The organism is Pseudomonadota bacterium (assembly GCA_013285445.1).
GTDB lineage: Bacteria > Pseudomonadota > Gammaproteobacteria > Xanthomonadales > Wenzhouxiangellaceae > Wenzhouxiangella.
In genome coordinates this window covers 3,140,587-3,156,129 of sequence record CP053448.1, presented here as the reverse complement: position 1 = coordinate 3,156,129, position 15,543 = coordinate 3,140,587, and the positions used below count along the sequence as shown (strand labels likewise).

General features: G+C 65.7%; 12 protein-coding genes. 8 read left to right on the top strand and 4 right to left on the bottom strand.

The window, feature by feature from the left end; all coding sequences use genetic code 11:
- Positions 1-35: 35 nt before the first annotated feature.
- On the top strand, positions 36-1,637 hold the full coding sequence (locus HND55_14035; protein ID QKK03683.1) for a peptide chain release factor 3: 1,602 nt from the start codon (positions 36-38) through the stop codon (positions 1,635-1,637).
- A gap of 6 nt (positions 1,638-1,643) precedes the next feature.
- Here HND55_14035 and HND55_14030 read toward each other — a convergent pair whose 3' ends face one another.
- The gene (locus HND55_14030) at positions 1,644-3,122 is read right to left on the bottom strand and encodes a hypothetical protein (GenBank protein ID QKK03682.1); all 1,479 of its coding nucleotides are present in this window, start codon (positions 3,120-3,122) and stop codon (positions 1,644-1,646) included.
- 268 nt (positions 3,123-3,390) lie between these two features.
- Here HND55_14030 and HND55_14025 point away from each other — a divergent pair, with 268 nt between their 5' ends.
- The gene (locus HND55_14025; GenBank protein ID QKK03681.1) at positions 3,391-5,472 is read left to right on the top strand and encodes a protein kinase; all 2,082 of its coding nucleotides are present in this window, start codon (positions 3,391-3,393) and stop codon (positions 5,470-5,472) included.
- A gap of 65 nt (positions 5,473-5,537) precedes the next feature.
- On the opposite strand, the gene HND55_14020 is transcribed toward HND55_14025, so the two are convergent.
- Positions 5,538-6,548, bottom strand: coding sequence for an SH3 domain-containing protein (locus tag HND55_14020; protein QKK03680.1), 1,011 nt, complete (start codon positions 6,546-6,548; stop codon positions 5,538-5,540).
- A gap of 222 nt (positions 6,549-6,770) precedes the next feature.
- Between HND55_14020 and HND55_14015 the strand changes: the two genes are divergently transcribed.
- Positions 6,771-8,033, top strand: a complete 1,263-nt coding sequence (locus HND55_14015) for a NupC/NupG family nucleoside CNT transporter (protein QKK03679.1) — start codon at positions 6,771-6,773, stop codon at positions 8,031-8,033.
- Here HND55_14015 and HND55_14010 read toward each other — a convergent pair.
- Positions 8,027-8,773: a class I SAM-dependent methyltransferase gene (locus HND55_14010; protein ID QKK03678.1), complete on the bottom strand. Its 747-nt coding sequence runs from the start codon at positions 8,771-8,773 to the stop codon at positions 8,027-8,029. The two genes, HND55_14015 and HND55_14010, sit on opposite strands and share 7 nt — an antisense overlap.
- Positions 8,774-8,777: 4 nt before the next feature.
- On the opposite strand from HND55_14010, the gene HND55_14005 reads away from it, so the two are divergent.
- The 5 genes from HND55_14005 (at position 8,778) to rsmA (ending at position 15,131) form a co-directional block, all read left to right on the top strand.
- Entirely contained in the window at positions 8,778-9,800 is a 1,023-nt protein-coding gene (locus tag HND55_14005) for an aminopeptidase (GenBank protein QKK03677.1), read from the top strand.
- Between the two features lie 765 nt (positions 9,801-10,565).
- Positions 10,566-12,023 carry an LPS assembly protein LptD gene (gene lptD / locus HND55_14000; protein ID QKK03676.1) on the top strand — a complete coding sequence of 486 codons (1,458 nt, stop codon included), beginning with the start codon at positions 10,566-10,568 and terminating at the stop codon, positions 12,021-12,023.
- 34 nt (positions 12,024-12,057) lie between these two features.
- Positions 12,058-13,338, top strand: coding sequence for a molecular chaperone SurA (locus HND55_13995; GenBank protein QKK03675.1), 1,281 nt, complete (start codon positions 12,058-12,060; stop codon positions 13,336-13,338).
- 18 nt (positions 13,339-13,356) lie between these two features.
- A complete protein-coding gene (gene pdxA, locus HND55_13990) occupies positions 13,357-14,328 on the top strand; it encodes a 4-hydroxythreonine-4-phosphate dehydrogenase PdxA (protein ID QKK03674.1) in 972 nt (323 codons plus the stop codon).
- A complete protein-coding gene (gene rsmA / locus HND55_13985) occupies positions 14,325-15,131 on the top strand; it encodes a 16S rRNA (adenine(1518)-N(6)/adenine(1519)-N(6))-dimethyltransferase RsmA (protein ID QKK03673.1) in 807 nt (268 codons plus the stop codon). The genes pdxA and rsmA overlap by 4 nt, the downstream gene beginning before the upstream one ends.
- Positions 15,132-15,152: 21 nt before the next feature.
- On the opposite strand, the gene HND55_13980 is transcribed toward rsmA, so the two are convergent.
- The gene (locus HND55_13980) at positions 15,153-15,518 is read right to left on the bottom strand and encodes a DUF2782 domain-containing protein (protein QKK03672.1); all 366 of its coding nucleotides are present in this window, start codon (positions 15,516-15,518) and stop codon (positions 15,153-15,155) included.
- Positions 15,519-15,543 lie beyond the last annotated feature (25 nt).

Sequence of the window (15,543 nt, the reverse complement as noted above, 5' to 3'; positions counted from 1 at the left end):
GTATAATAGCACGCTTTTCCCAACCCTGTCGCAGCATGTCCCGACTGACCGATGAAATCGCGCGCCGGCGCACCTTTGCGATCGTCTCGCACCCGGATGCCGGCAAGACCACGCTGACCGAGAAGTTTCTGCTTTTTGGCGGCGCGATCCAGCTCGCCGGCTCGGTCAAGTCGCGCAAGGCCTCGCGTCACGCCACTTCCGACTGGATGGCCATGGAAAAGGAGCGCGGGATCTCGATCACCTCCTCGGTGATGCAGTTTCCCTACAAGGAACGCATCGTCAACCTGCTCGACACGCCGGGCCACGCCGACTTTTCCGAGGACACCTACCGCGTGCTGACCGCTGTGGATTCGGCCCTGATGGTCATCGACTGCGCCAAGGGCGTGGAGGAGCGCACCATCAAGCTCATGGAGGTGTGTCGGATGCGCGACACGCCGATTTTCACCTTCATCAACAAGCTCGACCGCGAGGGCCGCGAGCCGATCGAGCTGCTCGACGAGGTCGAGGACGTGCTCGGGATCGAGTGTGCGCCGGTGACCTGGCCGATCGGCATGGGTCGGCGCCTCAAGGGCATCTACCACCTGATCCGCGACGAGATCCATCTCTACGAGTCGGGCAAGAACTACATGCGCCAGGACCCGAAGATTATCGCTGGCCTGGGTTCGCCCGAGGCCGACGAAGCCCTGGGCGACATGGCCGCCGAACTCCGCGATGAGATCGAACTGGTCAAGGGCGCCAGCCACGACTTCGAACTGGATCGCTACCTGGCCGGCGAGCAAACGCCCGTGTTCTTCGGCTCGGCGCTGAACAACTTCGGCGTGATCCCGCTGCTCGACGAGTTCACCGAACACGCGCCGCGACCGCAGCCGCGTGCCACGCTGGGCCGGACCGTCGAGCCGGCCGAGGACAAGTGCACCGGGTTCGTGTTCAAGGTGCAGGCCAACATGGACCCGGCCCACCGCGACCGCATGGCCTTCATGCGCGTGTGTTCCGGCGTGTTCGAAAAAGGCATGAAGCTGCATCACGTCCGGCTCGGCAAGGAGCAGCGCACCCACGGCGCGCTGACCTTCATGGCCGACGAGCGCGCGGCGGCCGAGTACGCCTATCCCGGCGATATCGTCGGCCTGCACAACCACGGCACGATCGGTATCGGCGACACCTTCACCGAGGGCGAGCAGCTGCAGTTCGCCGGCATTCCCAGCTTTGCGCCGGAGTTGTTCCGCCGGGTGCAGCTGAAGGATCCGCTCAAGCTCAAGGCGCTGGCCAAGGGCCTGACCCAGCTTTCCGAGGAAGGCGCCACCCAGTTCTTCAAGCCGCTGTTCGGCAACGACCTGGTGCTGGGTGCGGTCGGCGTGCTGCAGTTCGACGTGGTCGCCTATCGTCTGAAAGCGGAGTACAACGTCGAGGCGGTGTTCGAACCGGTCAACGTTGCCACCTGCCGCTGGGTCAGCTGCGACGACGAGAAGGCGCTTGAGAAATTCCGCGACAAGAACGAGCGTCATCTGGCCGAAGACGGCGGCGGTCGCCTGGTCTACCTGGCGCCGACCCGCGTCAACCTGCAGCTCGCCGAGGAGCGCCACCCCGAGATCACCTTCCGGGCCACGCGCGAGGTCAGCGTCTACGTCGAAGCCGACTGAGCCGCCTCAGTCGGCTTCGAAATCGTCGGCGAAGATCCGCTCGTTTTCGTCGAGCCACTCGACCGCACCCAGATCGGGCGATGCGCCTCTCGGCCGGCCGAGGATGTCTTTCAAGGCCGCGTTGGACGGGTCTGCCTGGTCGATGATCGGGCTGCCCGCGGCCGGCGTGCCGTAATCGTCAACCAGCTTCTCGAAGGCCTCGCCGATGGTGCTCGAGCCGTCGGCGAAGCTCGTTCCGTTCCACACCGGCGGCACGAGCCCGGCCTGGCCGGGCAGCAGCGGGTCGGCGACGAGGGGGCTGGCGTCGTCGCCGAAGACCACGGCCTGCCCGGCGTCCTGCGGAATGGCGTTGTCCCCGTTGAAGTAGGCGTTGTTGTCGAGCAGGGCCGATTCGGTCTGGCCGGCCGGGGCGTCGAACAGGTCCACGCCGGTGTAGGCCTCGCTGCCCATGCTGCCGGTCGGGTCGGAATAGACGTTGTTGACGAAAACGAGATCTCGGTTGGGCGGATTGTCGGGAGAAGCGATCAGACGCCCGGCGAAGCTGCGCGACGGCATATCGCCGACGAGGGTGTTGTTGCGGAAGGTCACCGCATCGGAGCCCTGGACCGTGAGCGGTGTGCGCATCAGGTCGCCCGAGTTGCCGATCATCAGGTTGTTCTCGATCAGCGTGTCGACGGTTTCGAAGTTGGTCGTGCCGTCTTCGCCCAGGCGCAGGAAGCTCTGGCCGGAGCTGCCGTACCAGTTGAGAAAAACGTTGCGGCGCACGACGGTATCGCGCGTCCCCAGCACGGTGTCGTCGCTGCCGTTGGAGTCCTTGATCACCACGAAGGAGCTGGTGTCCGGGCGCGCGTCGGTGTTGAGGAAGATGTTGTCCTGCACGGTCACGCCGACGACGCTGTTGATGTCGATGTGCTCGTCCGAGCCCGACTGGTTGAAGAACAGGTTCCCTTCGATCAGGACGTTTTCGGCGCCGTTGTTGATCTTGAGGAGATCGTTGTTGGTGCTGGAGTGAATGATGTTGTTGCGGAAAACGAGGCCCGAGACCACCGGGTCGGTGCCGCCGTTCGATCCGTTGAAGTCGCCGAGCAGGTCCTGGACCTGGATGACCAGCGGCGTGGTGTTGGCGGGGTCGTGGGCGATGTCGAAACCCTCGACGACGATATTGCGCCCGTAGAAGCTGATCAGGGCGGCGCCGTCGTCATTGCGCAGCCGGGCCGCGTAGGGAACGCTGGAGCGGACGGTCACCGGCGTATCGAACTGCTGCCTCAGCCGCTGCCGGCCGTTGTAGGTGCCGGGTGCGACCAGAACCAGGTCGCCGCTGCCGGCGTTGTCGACGGCGTGGGTGATCGTGGCCCATGGATTCCCGGGCGAACCGTCGCCAACGGCGTCGCTGCCGTCGGTCGCGACGTACCAGGCGGCTGCCTGCGCGACAGCCGGGGTCGCGAGGATCAGCGTCATGGCGAGGAAAACGGACACTCTCTTCAAGGTGGCTCCTCCGTGATTCGGCCCCTTGATTGGATTTCGTAGGCGCCGACTGAGCCGCCCGGAACCGCCTATCATATTCCAGCGTGGGGGTACACTAGCCGGGCTGGCGGATTGCCGCGACGTTTTTCGTTATTGACGGAAAGGGAGAGCAGTGGCGCTCGCCCGGGTGTGACGCCGCTGTTCATCCCGGGCTTAGCCCACGCTCTGCTATATTGCCAGTCAAGCAGTCGCCAGCGGCCCCGAGGGAAACGGGCAGGAGAACGAAGGTATGGCACAAACACTGGGTCGTTACCACATCATCAGTGAGCTCGGTCGGGGCGGCATGGGCGTGGTCTACAAGGCGCTCGATCCCAAGCTGGAGCGCTTTATCGCGATCAAGTGCCTCAGCGAAGAGCTGAGCGCAGACGAGATCGTTGTTGCCCGCTTTCTGCGCGAAGCGCGCAACGTCGCAGCGCTCAACCATCCCAATATCGCCCAGATTTTCGTCGCCGACGAGCATGACGGCAAGCCGTATTTCGTCATGGAATACGTCGACGGCGAGTCGCTGGCCGACTTCATCGACCGCGAAGGCCAGTGCTCGCCCGAAATGGCGCGCCGCGTGACCGAGCAGGCGGCCAACGCGCTGGCTGCGGCGGCCGCGGAAAACCTGGTGCACCGTGACGTCAAGCCAGGCAATATCATGCTGGACAGACGCCGCCGGGCCGTGCTGACCGATTTCGGCATCGCCGGGGTGGCGACCGGTGGCGGCGAGGGACGTGAATCGTCCATCATGGGCACGCCGGGATATCTTCCGCCAGAGGCGCTTGGCGGTGCGTCCCCTGATGCGCGAGCCGACATGTTTGCCCTTGGCGCGGTCTACTACGAGATGCTGACCGGGGAGCGGCTCATTGTCAGTCACGATTTCAAGGACATGTTCAGGCAGTTCGCCGAGCCCGGCTTTCCGGATCTGTCGTCGCTGGAGGGCAAGATTGACCCGCGCGTGATCGATATTCTGCGCCGCCTGCTGGCGATTCGACCTGACGATCGGTTCGGCAGCTGGGCTCAGGTTCTCGAGGCCATGGCGCCGCTGAAGACCGGCGAAACCGGTCCGGTAAAGCGTCCGGATTCCGGCCCCAGCACAGCCGAGACGGCGATCGCCGCAACGCTGGCAACGCAGCCCACCGGCGCGACCGCCGATACGCCCACCGAGATCGCGACCGGCGCAGCGACGCCGGCGGGCGCGTCGTCGCCGGGGCGTGAGGCAGGCGCGCCCGTTCCGGCAACCGCGCAAGCGCCGCGGCGCGGCAAGCGCCTTGCGCTGGCGGGCGGCCTGGTGGTGGCGCTGGCCCTGGCCGGTCTGGGCGTGGCGCGCATGGACGCTGGCCATTGGCAACAGCTGCGCAGTTTCTGGCCCGGGGGTGAAGAGACAGTCGTTTCCGATGCCGATGCCAATGACACTGCCCTGGCGGTCAGTGCCGGGCCGCCGGGCGCCGTTGAACCTCAGCAGGTCGAATACGCCAGCGCCAACGGCGATCGTGGAGACCCTGCGCCCGCTTCGAGCGGGGATGCCGATGCGCCGGCGGATCACTCGCGTGCCCGGCCGGAGCCGGCCGGTGACCAGCAGACTTCAGTTGACGCTCGGTTGCTCGCCGGAACGGGTCCGGCCCAGGACGCATCGGCAGACGATAAGCCGGAAGGAGCCGACGAGTCGGGCCGGGCCGCAGTCCAAAGCGGCGCGGACATCCAGGTGCCCGCCGAGTCGTTTGCCGCCCGGACCGCCGAGCTTGGACCTGTTTCGGCATACGCCGATGACGCTCAGGAACAGGCCGTCACCGATGATGCCTCTGCCACATCGCCGCAGTTTGATTCACAGCGCGGCCTGGCGCTTGCCGAAGTGCCTGAAACGCCCGTCCGGCCCGTCACTGAAGCAGTGCCGCCGCCGCGTGGCGTCGTCGTGGTTGCGGTTGGTGATCCGGTGCTGGCCGATCCGATGGTGCGGGAGATCGAGGCTGCGCTGGGCGGAACGGGTCGGCCACTGATCGATCGTCGCTTTGTCCGCGGACTGGATCAGTACGCCAGCGGCAACGACATCGATCTCGGCGGGCTGGCCGAGGCCGCGATGGGCGCCGGCGCGCGCTACGCGGTGGTGGTACGTGCCCTGCCGGCCGGCGAGCGTGAACTGTACTACTACAATCGGGTGGATACCGCCTATATCGCCCAGCTCGAGGCGGTCACCTACGACCTGCATCGGCGTGAGCAGATCGGCAGCTCGCCGATCGAGGAGGTGGAATTCACCTCGCTCAATGCCACCGACAAGGCGCGCGAAGCCGTGCAGCCCTGGCTGGTCGGGCTGCGCGAACAGCTGCAATAAGGGGCGGCGACGGCAAGCGAGACCCCGCCGGCACCGGCGGGGTCGTGGTGGGACTCAGAGCCCGGTTACTGTACCGCCAGGGTGTAGTCAGCCGCGACCCAGCCATCGCGGCCCTGGTCGTCGCGAATCTGAATCCATTCCCCGGTTCGCGCGAGCACATCGACAATCGTGCCCGAGGACAGGCTGAACTGGACCGGGTTGCTGCTGCCCGGGCCGCTGCGCACGTTGAGCGAGTTGGCCGTGATGACCACGCGCTCGCCGGTGCCGGAACCCCCGGAGCTGCCGGTCGCCTGGTAGCTGCTGGCCGATGACGACGAAGCGCTTGTGCCGTGGCGGTAGTAGGTCTGCGGTGTGCGCCGCACGACTTCCTCGACCGCCTTGCCGATGACCTGGCGCAGCGCCTTCTCGCGCGGCGTGTTCTTCCAGCTCGACAGGGAGCCGCCGAGGGCGTAGCTGCCGGTATAGCCGGCCAGTGCGCCACCGAGGTTGAAGTCGCGGGCCTCGCCTTCGACGCTGGTCGCTGCCAGCACCCGGCTGGTGTTGGTGTCAATCAGGCGCAGGTCAATGGCCATGTGGGCGCTGCGTGATCCTCCGGCGATGCCGCCGAGTACCCGGCCGATCTTCCCGCCGCCGATCGACCCGGAGGTGCCGCCGGAGTTGTCGGAGAACTCAGTGACGGCTGCGACCACCAGCAGCTCGGCGCCTTCGATCTCGCCGATGGCGGCTGCCGTATCGCCGCGTACCCGGCCGCTGGCGCCGAGATCCTGTTCGGACAGCACATCGTCGATGGCCTGGCGTTCGAGCACGATGAAGCGGCCCGAGTTGAACAGCGCCGTGGTCAGCATATCGGCCATGCCGTCTCCGATGGCCGGGTTCCACCAGCTGCCCATGTTGCCGGCCTTGTTCTCGAAGCGTGACACCGCGATGCGCGCCTGCGGCCCGTCGTAGGGCGCCTCCCGCGCTTCGCTCATGCTCGGTGCGTTACCGCTGTCGCGGACCTGGGTCGTCGTGCCTGCTGTCGGGCAGCCCGTGACCAGCCCGAGCAGTCCAATCCCTGCGATCAGTCTCCAAAACATGGTATTCCTCCTGAGTGTCTCCGATGAGTCGATGGTCTGCATGTCCTGCGGCCAGCGCCGGACGACCGTCTTGTTCCTTAAACGTATTGCCGCGTCAAAGTCGGTCAATGCAATCATCCGTCACGACCGGCATTGTAGGCCGGTCGTGTCCGTTTTTTCCACTGGCAGTACATCCTCGTTGGTGCTACAAGTACTGAACCGCCCGCTGGACCCGGATTGACCATGCAAAGCTTGCTCGGACTGGCCGGAATCTTCGTCCTGCTCTCGCTGGCCTGGAGCCTGTCGCAGGCGCGACGGCAGATTGCCTGGCAGACCGTGATCGTTGGCATCGGCCTGCAGCTCGCCCTGGCCATCCTGGTGCTGTGGGTGCCTTTTGGCAAGCTGCTGTTCGACCGGCTTGGTGAGCTGTTCGTCACCCTGATTGGCTATACCCGTGCCGGCTCGACCTTTCTGTTTGGCCCGCTTGCCGACAGCGATGCATTCGGGTTTGTCTTTGCTTTCCAGGTGCTGCCGACTATCATCTTCTTCGCCTCGCTGATGGCCTGTCTCTATCACGTCGGCATCATGCAGCGGCTGGTTGAGGTGATGGCCTGGGTGATGACGCGTTTCATGAAGGTCTCGGGCAGCGAGTCCCTGGCCACGGCGGCCAACGTGTTTGTCGGACAGACCGAAGCGCCGCTGGTCGTGCGTCCGTTCATCGCCGGGATGACCCGATCGGAACTGTTCGCCCTGATGACTGGCGGCATGTCGACCATCGCCGGCGGCGTGTTGGCGGCTTACGTGATGCTGCTCGGCGGCTCCGATCCGGTCCAGCAGGCCTTTTTCGCCAAGCATCTGATCTCGGCCTCCATCATGGCCGCGCCGGCTGCACTGGTCGTGGCCAAGCTGCTCCTGCCTGAAACACAGCAGTCGGAAACCGCCGGCACGGTGCGCACGGCGATCGATCGGCCGCACACCAATCTGATCGAGGCGGCCGCCGGTGGTGCTGGCGAGGGTCTGAAGCTGGCGCTCAACGTGGGTGCCATGTTGCTTGCCTTCCTGGCGCTGATCGCACTGATCAACGGCCCGCTGGGCTGGCTGGGTCAGGTCACCGGCCTGGAAACCCTGGCCGGACAGCCGATTGATCTGGCGCTGTTGCTGGGCTGGGTCTGTGCGCCGCTGGCGGTTCTAGCGGGTGCGCCGCTGGACGAGGCGGTTGCCGTCGGCGGCCTGATCGGGCAAAAAATCGTGGCCAACGAGTTTGTTGCCTACGTGGCGCTGACCGAGATGCAGGCCGAGCTGTCCGAGCGCGCGGTGCTGATCTCGACCTATGCGCTGTGTGGTTTCGCCAACTTCGCCTCGATCGCCATACAGATCGGCGGCATTGGCGGTATTTCTCCGTCGCGCCGGCCCGACCTGGCCCGGCTCGGTCTCAAGGCCGTGCTGGGCGGGACACTTGTTTCTCTGCTCAATGCCGCCTGGGCCGGCGTGCTGGTGGGTCAGTAATCGCCACAGCGGGCCATCGCGATCTGGCGCTCGGCGTCGAGGTCATAATCGTCGCCGGCGTAGCTGCCGTGAACCCGGATGTCCTCGAATCCGGCGGCGGTGAGCAGGGCACGGAGCTCGCCGGCCGACCAGACGCGGTGGGAAAAGGTTGCCCGATGCGCGTGGCCCTGGTCGATCAGCAGCCATTCGTTCTCGACTCGGGTCAGGTCGTCGATCAGCACAGGTCGTTCGACCAGGACCCGGCCGTCGTCGTACTCGGTCAGATGCACCGGCTGCAGGTTGCGGCATAAGTACTCCAGGCCGACCAGGTCGAGCACCAGGCGTCCGCCGGGTCGCAGGCTCGCGTGGATGTTGTCGAGGACGCGCCGGTGATCGGCCTCGTTTTCGAAATAGCCGAAGCTCGTCCACAAGACGACGACCAGATCGAAGGCGTGCTGACGCCGGAATTGACGCATATCGCCCTCGGTGATCTCGATCGAACGCGCGCCGCGCCGCGCCGCAAGCTGTTGCAGCAGCCAGGGGCTGCTGTCGACAGCGGTTACGGACAGCCCGGCGTCGGCCAGGGGCAGGGCATGCCGGCCCGGCCCGCAGCCCAGGTCGAGAACTGTTTCGGGCTCGCCGCCGACGAGTTCGAGGAGTTGCTGGACTTCTGCTTCGCCGCGGGCGAAGGTAGCGTCGTTGAACATCAGCGAACCGAAATTGCGCCAGAACGTCTCGTCCAGATACCAGTCGTCGCTCAAGACCGTGTTCCTTGTGTATGTGATGGCGGGGCTGGCCGGCTGCGCCACCGTAGCCTGGTACGGCCAGGCTGCCCGGGGCCAGCTCGAAGTGCTGGCCAAGCGTGAGGATATCGCAGATCTGATCGCCGATCCGGCGACCCCGGACAGACTGCGGCAGCGTCTGGAGCGGGTCCTGGCGATCCGGGACTTCGCCTCCCGCAAGCTGGGTCTGCCCGACAGTGGCAGTTACCGGCATTACGCCGATCTCGGGCGTTCGGCGCCGGTGTGGAATGTGGTCGCGACGCCGCGCTATTCCGTCGAGCCGAAGACCTGGTGCTACCCGCTGGTCGGCTGTCTGGCCTATCGCGGTTACTTCCGACGCGATGCGGCGAGCCGCCACGCGTTGCGACTGCGCGAGGAAGGGCTGGACGTCGCCGTTTTTCCGGCCGTGGCCTATTCCACGCTGGGCTGGTTCGACGATCCTGTGCTCGACAGCATGCTGGGACTTGAAGACGAGCAGCTGGCTGAACTGGTCTTCCACGAGCTGGCGCATGAAGCCCTTTATCTGCCCGGTGAAACCGCTTTCAACGAAGCGTTTGCGACCTTTGTCGGCCGTGAGGGCGTGCGGCGCTGGCTTGAGCTGCGCGGCGATGCGGCCGCCCTGGCGCGGTGGCAGCGTCGGCGCATCGTTGACCGGGCGCTGACCGATCAGCTGCTGATGGCCCGCGAAGCGCTGGCCCGGGCCTACGCCGAGCCGGTCGATGAGACGCAGCTCGAAACGGCGCGCGAGCGGATTTTCGGGCGGCTCCGGGCGCAGCTGCGGCAGCTGGCCGATCAGCACGACAGCAGCCGCCTGAACGGCTGGCTGGAGCAACCACTCAACAACGCGCACCTGTCGCTGGTGGCCACCTACGAATCCGGCGTGGCGGCTTTTGCGGGTTTGCTGGCCGAGTGCAACGGCGATGTTGACTGTTTCCGCGACCGCGTCAACGCGCTCGAGCGTTCCGATTCGGCAGTCCGCGCAGCCTTTCTCGCTCCAGACCATTGAACAAATGCCGCGATTGTGCCAATTTAACCGGCTGTCACTGTCGTTGAGTCCGCGCTTGTTTCCGTTTCGCCTGCTTGCCCTGACGATGTCGGCCGCGGCGCTGTCGGCGACCGCTCCGCCGCAGGGTGATACCGCCGGGGCACTGTCGTGCCCGCCGCCGGCCCCCTTGCGCATTCCGCCGCCGACGGCCTCGGGCCAGCCCGGTGCGATCAATATTCGTGCAGCCCGCTACGAAGCGGTCCAGGGCCAGCCCATTCGCTTTCTCGACAACGTGCGCGTCGTGCAGGGCAGCCAGCAGCTCGAGACCGATGAAATTGCCTACGACCGGGCCAGCGGGCGGGTCGACATTCCCGGCCGGCTCCGGTTCAATGACGCCCGCCTGCAGCTCGACGCCGCCGAAGCCTGGTACCAGACGCGCGAGCGCCTGGCCTGGTTTCTGGACGTCGACTATGCGATTTCGGGCACGACGGCAACCGGTTCGGCTGCCCAGGCCGAGTGGCTCGGCCCGGACCGGGCCCGCCTGGAGCAGTTCGACTTCACGACCTGTCCTCCGCAGCAGCGCGACTGGCAGCTCAAGGCTTCGCGCGTCGATCTGGACCTGGACAGCGGGGTGGGCACCGCGCGCAATGCGCGCCTGAGCTTCAAGGGCATACCGCTGCTGTATTCCCCTTGGCTGAGCTTTCCGCTCGATGACCGGCGCAAGACCGGCTTTCTGTACCCCGGCTTCGGCTACTCCACGGACGACGGCATCGACATTCAGGTGCCGTGGTACTGGAATATCGCGCCCGAACAAGACGCCACCCTGACCCCGCGCTGGATCGAGAAGCGCGGCGTCCAGCTTGGTGTTCAGTACCGGTTCCTGGGGGGCAGACAGGCCGGTCAGGTCAGGTCGATATCGAGTGGCTGCCCGACGATCAGCGCGCCGACCGCGATCGCTATTTTGCCGAACTGGCCTACGGCGCCCGTCCGTGGACGGACTGGCAGGCGGCCATCAATTTCAGGCGTGCCAGCGATGACAACTATTTCATCGACCTGGGCGGTGACCTGAACGCTTCGGCAACGCAGTTTCTGCGCTCCTCGGCCAGCCTGACCGGCAATGGGACCAGCTGGCTCCTGTCCCTGTCAGCCGATACGTTTCAGGTGCTCGACGAGAACGTACGCCCGGAGCGCGAACCTTACCGGCGGGTGCCGCGCGTGCAGCTGGCGGTCAATCGCCCGCTGGGCCATGGATGGTCGCTGGCGCTGGATGGTGAAGCAGTGTATTTCGATCGCAGCCAGGGTGTGACCGGCGGTCGCGTCGACCTGCTGACCCGTCTGCACTACGATCTGGTGGCCCCGGGGTGGTATCTGCGACCGCGGCTGGGCCTGCGGGCGACCGGCTATGCGCTGGAAGACCACACGGAGGACAGTCTCTCGCGCACCCTGCCGATCGCCAGTCTGGATGCCGGGCTGACTTTCGAGCGACGCTTGTCCGGCGGCAGGATCCAGACGCTCGAACCCCGTTTCTACTATCTTTACGTACCGTTTCGCAGCCAGGCGGATCTGCCCGACTTCGATACCCGCGAGCTGACCTTCGGGTTCAGCCAGCTGTTCCACTACAATCGTTTCAGCGGCCCCGACCGGCAGGGCGATGCCAATCAGCTGACCCTGGCGTTGACCTCGAGGCTGCTCGATGCCGGTGACGGCAGCAGCCTGCTCGATGCGAGCATCGGTCAGATCGTTCACTTCGGCGACCGGCGCGTACAGCTGCCGGGACGGCCGGTCGAGGAGCGTTCGCGCTCGTCGGTGGTCGCCGAGCTGACCTGGCGACCGGCGCGGGCGCTGGCGGTCAGTGCCGGTCTGCAGTGGGACGATGATGCGGATGAAACGGAAGTGGCTCGTTTCGGTCTCAGTTATCGCGGCGATGATCGTCGCCAGGCGGCATTTGGCTACCGTCTGCGGCGCGACCGGGTTGACCAGGCCGACCTGCGCCTGCGCTACCCGCTCGGTGAGCGATTGAACATCATCGGCCGCGTGACCTATTCGTTCGAGGACAATGAAGCGCTGGAGCTGCTCGGTGGACTGGAATATGACACCTGCTGCTGGTCACTGCGGCTGACCGCACGCGAGTGGATCAACGACCGCGAGTCGGACACGCGCACCGCCTTTTTCATCGAGCTGCAGCTCAAGGGCCTCGGCACCATCGGGCGTGCCCCTTATCCGCTGTTTTACGATCAGGAGTGAACACCGCAAGGAACCCATGGACAGGATGAAGACAATGAGACAGAGAATGACGACCCTGCTGACCGCCCTGGCCGTGCTGCTGCCGGTGCTGGCGATGGGCCAGGATGAACGCGAGGAAATTGACCGTATTGTGGCACTGGTCGAAGAGGACGTGATTCTCAAAAGCGAGCTGGATCAGGCCGTCGAGAGCATCCGCCAGCAGGTCCTGGCGCGCGGGCAGAGTCTGCCGCCTCAGGATGTACTGGAAGAGCAGGTCCTCGAGCGACTGATTCAGACGCGCCTTGAGGTGATTCGCGCCGAAGCCACCGGCATTCGGGTCTCCGACAGCGACGTCGACAGCGCGCTGGAGCGGGTGGCCGAGCAGAACAATATCAGCCTGGCGCAGATGCGCCGGGCACTGGAAGCCGATGGCATCGAATTCGAGGAGTTCCGGCGCGAAATCCGCAACGAGATGATGTCGTCACGGCTGCGCCAGCGGGTGGCCAATTCAATGGATGAAATCACCGAAACCGAAATCGATATTCTGCTTGCCTCTGAACGGTTCGGCGGTCAGGAGTATCTGCTGTCGCAGATTGTCATCACCGCGCCGGAATCAGCCAGTCCGGACGAGCTGCGTCAGGCCAGGGCACGCATGCAGGAGGTCATGGACGAAATTGAATCGGGGATGTCGTTTGCGGCCGCCGCCATTTCCTACTCGCAGGGACCCGATGCGCTCGAAGGCGGTGATGTCGGCTGGCGCAGCATCAGCGCCCTGCCGCAGTCCTTTGCCGAAGCCATCGAGAATCTCCAGCCCGGGGAGATCAGCGAGCCGGTTCGAACGCCGGCTGGATTCGTGGTTTTTCAGGTGCGCGATCTGCGCGATCGCGGCCGGGTCATGGTGCGTGAGCATCGCGCACGCCACCTGATGATCGAAACCAACGAGCTGACCTCGCCGGAGGAGGCGCGCGAACGCATTGAATCGCTGCGCGAGCGCATCGAGCAGGGCGAGGACTTCGCCGAACTGGCCCGGGAGTACTCGGCCGACGTCTCCAGCGCCAATCTCGGCGGTTTGCTCGACTGGTTTCCGGCCGGACGTTACGGCCCGCAGTTCCAGCAGGTCATCGACAGCCTGGAAACGGGCGAGCTGAGCCGGCCATTCCAGAGCGCGCAGGGCTGGCATCTGGTGTTGCTGGAGGATGTGCGTGAACGCGACCGGACCGAGGAAGCGATGCGTTCCGAAGCCCGTGAGATGCTGTTTCAGCAGAAGGCCGAAGAGGAAGTCGAGCGTTTCCTGCGGCAGTTGCGAAGCGAGTCCTTTGTCGAGGTGCGGCTGTAACCCGGACGACGATGCGGCATGGACGCCCCGCTGCTGCTGACACCCGGTGAGCCGGCCGGTATCGGCCCGGAGCTGGCCGTTCGTGCGGCGCTGGCCGACCCGGCCCTGCTGCTGGTCGCCGACCCTGGTCTTTTGCGCCGGACGCTGGCCCGTCTGGGCCGCGACACCCCGGTGCATCCTGTCGAGGACGTATCGATCGCGGTCACCGGCGGGATCCGCTGTCTGCCGGTTGCCATGGCCAGGCCGGAACAGCCAGGCCGCCTGGACCCCGCCAACGCCGGCTATGTGCTTGAGACGCTGCGCGTGGCGGCAAGGTTGTGCCAGTCTGGCGCGGCCGGCGCACTGGTGACCGGGCCGGTGCACAAGGGCGTGATCAACGACGCCGGCTTCACGTTTTCCGTGCACACCGAGTTTCTGGCCGGGCAGGCCGGTGTCGTGCGGGTGGTGATGGTGCTGGTTGCCGGCGCGCTGCGGGTGGCGCTGGCCACGACCCATCTGCCGCTGCGCGCGGTACCCGACGCGATCACCCGGGACTCGCTCGGGCACACTCTGGAAATCCTGCAAGACGGGCTGCGACATCGTTTCGGCATCAAGCGCCCGCGTATTGCCGTTCTGGGTCTCAATCCGCATGCCGGAGAGGATGGTCACCTGGGTGATGAGGAAATCCGGGTCATCGGACCGGTCATCGAGCATTTCTCGTCGCGCAGCGATCTGGACCTGCTTGGGCCGCTTCCGGCCGACACGGCCTTCACGCCGGACCGGCTGCGGTCGTTTGATGCTGTACTGGCGATGTATCACGACCAGGGGTTACCGGTGCTCAAGCACGTCGGTTTCGGTCATGCCGTCAATACCACTCTGGGTCTGCCTTTTGTGCGCACGTCGGTTGATCACGGCACCGCGCTGGATCGGGCGGGTCAGGGCCGGGCTGACAGCGGCAGCCTGATTGCCGCCATTCGCCTGGCGCGCGAGCTGGCTGCGGGCAAGCCGTGAAGCCACATCGCCCGCGCAAGCGCTTCGGGCAGCATTTCCTGCATGACCAGGCCGTGGTGCGCCGGCTGGTCGGGGCCGTCAATCCGCGGCACGGCCAGACCATTGTCGAGATCGGGCCGGGAGAGGGCGTGCTGACCGGCCCTCTGCTGGCGGCCGGGGCGCGGGTCATCGCGGTCGAGCTCGATCGCGATCTGGCCGCGTCGCTGCCCCGGCGGCTGGGGTTTCCGGGTTCACTGGAGGTCATCCAGGCCGACGTGCTCGAAACCGACCTGGCCAGGCTCTCGCCATTACCCCTGCGCGTGGTCGGCAATCTGCCCTACAACATATCGACGCCGATCCTGTTTCACCTGTTCGGGTTTGGCGAACGCGTCGTCGATATGCATTTCATGCTGCAAAAGGAAGTGATCGATCGTCTGGTGGCTGATCCGGGCTCGAAGCAGTATGGCCGCCTGACGGTCATGGCGGCTTTCCATTGCGACATGGCGCGATTGTTCGACGTGCCGCCCGGCGCGTTCCGGCCGCCGCCAAAGGTGGTTTCGGCCGTGGTCCGGATGACGCCCAAACCGCTGGACTCAGCCGGGCTGGACAGGCTGCCCCGTTTGCATGCGGTGGTGCGTGCCGCCTTCGGTCAGCGCCGCAAGACCCTGCGCAACGCCCTGAAAGACCTGTTCAGCGAAGAGGAGATCGCCTCAGCCGGTGTCGATCCGAAAGCCAGGGCAGAAACGGTATCCCTGGCCGGGTTCTCCGCCCTGTCCGACCGGCTGACCGATTCCCGCGCGCCTGAGCGCCGCATGGCCGATTGACCGGACGGGGCTGTCGGGAATTCACCACTCGGCGATCTTCCAGTGCGCTGGCCGGACCGGCTGCATATGCTCATGGCGGCTGTCGAAGTTGCCGTCACCGGTGGTATCGATCAAATAGTAGGGCGGCCCGACATCGGGCACGATCCGGATCATGTAGACGACACCGCCGGAGCTGTATTCCTCGACGATACGATCGTCCTCGCGGCGAATGACCACCTGCGGCTCGATCTGATCATCGGAGTCCTGCACCTTGGGTGGCAGCGGTTCGCGAATCGGCGGGGGCGGTGGCGCATCGGCCGGCGGCGGATCCTGCTGCTGCGCCAGAACGACGCCGGGTAGCGTCACCAGCCCGGCCAGCAAGGTGACGGGAACTCTGGTACGCATCATATCGGACTCCTCGCTGTGGCGGACG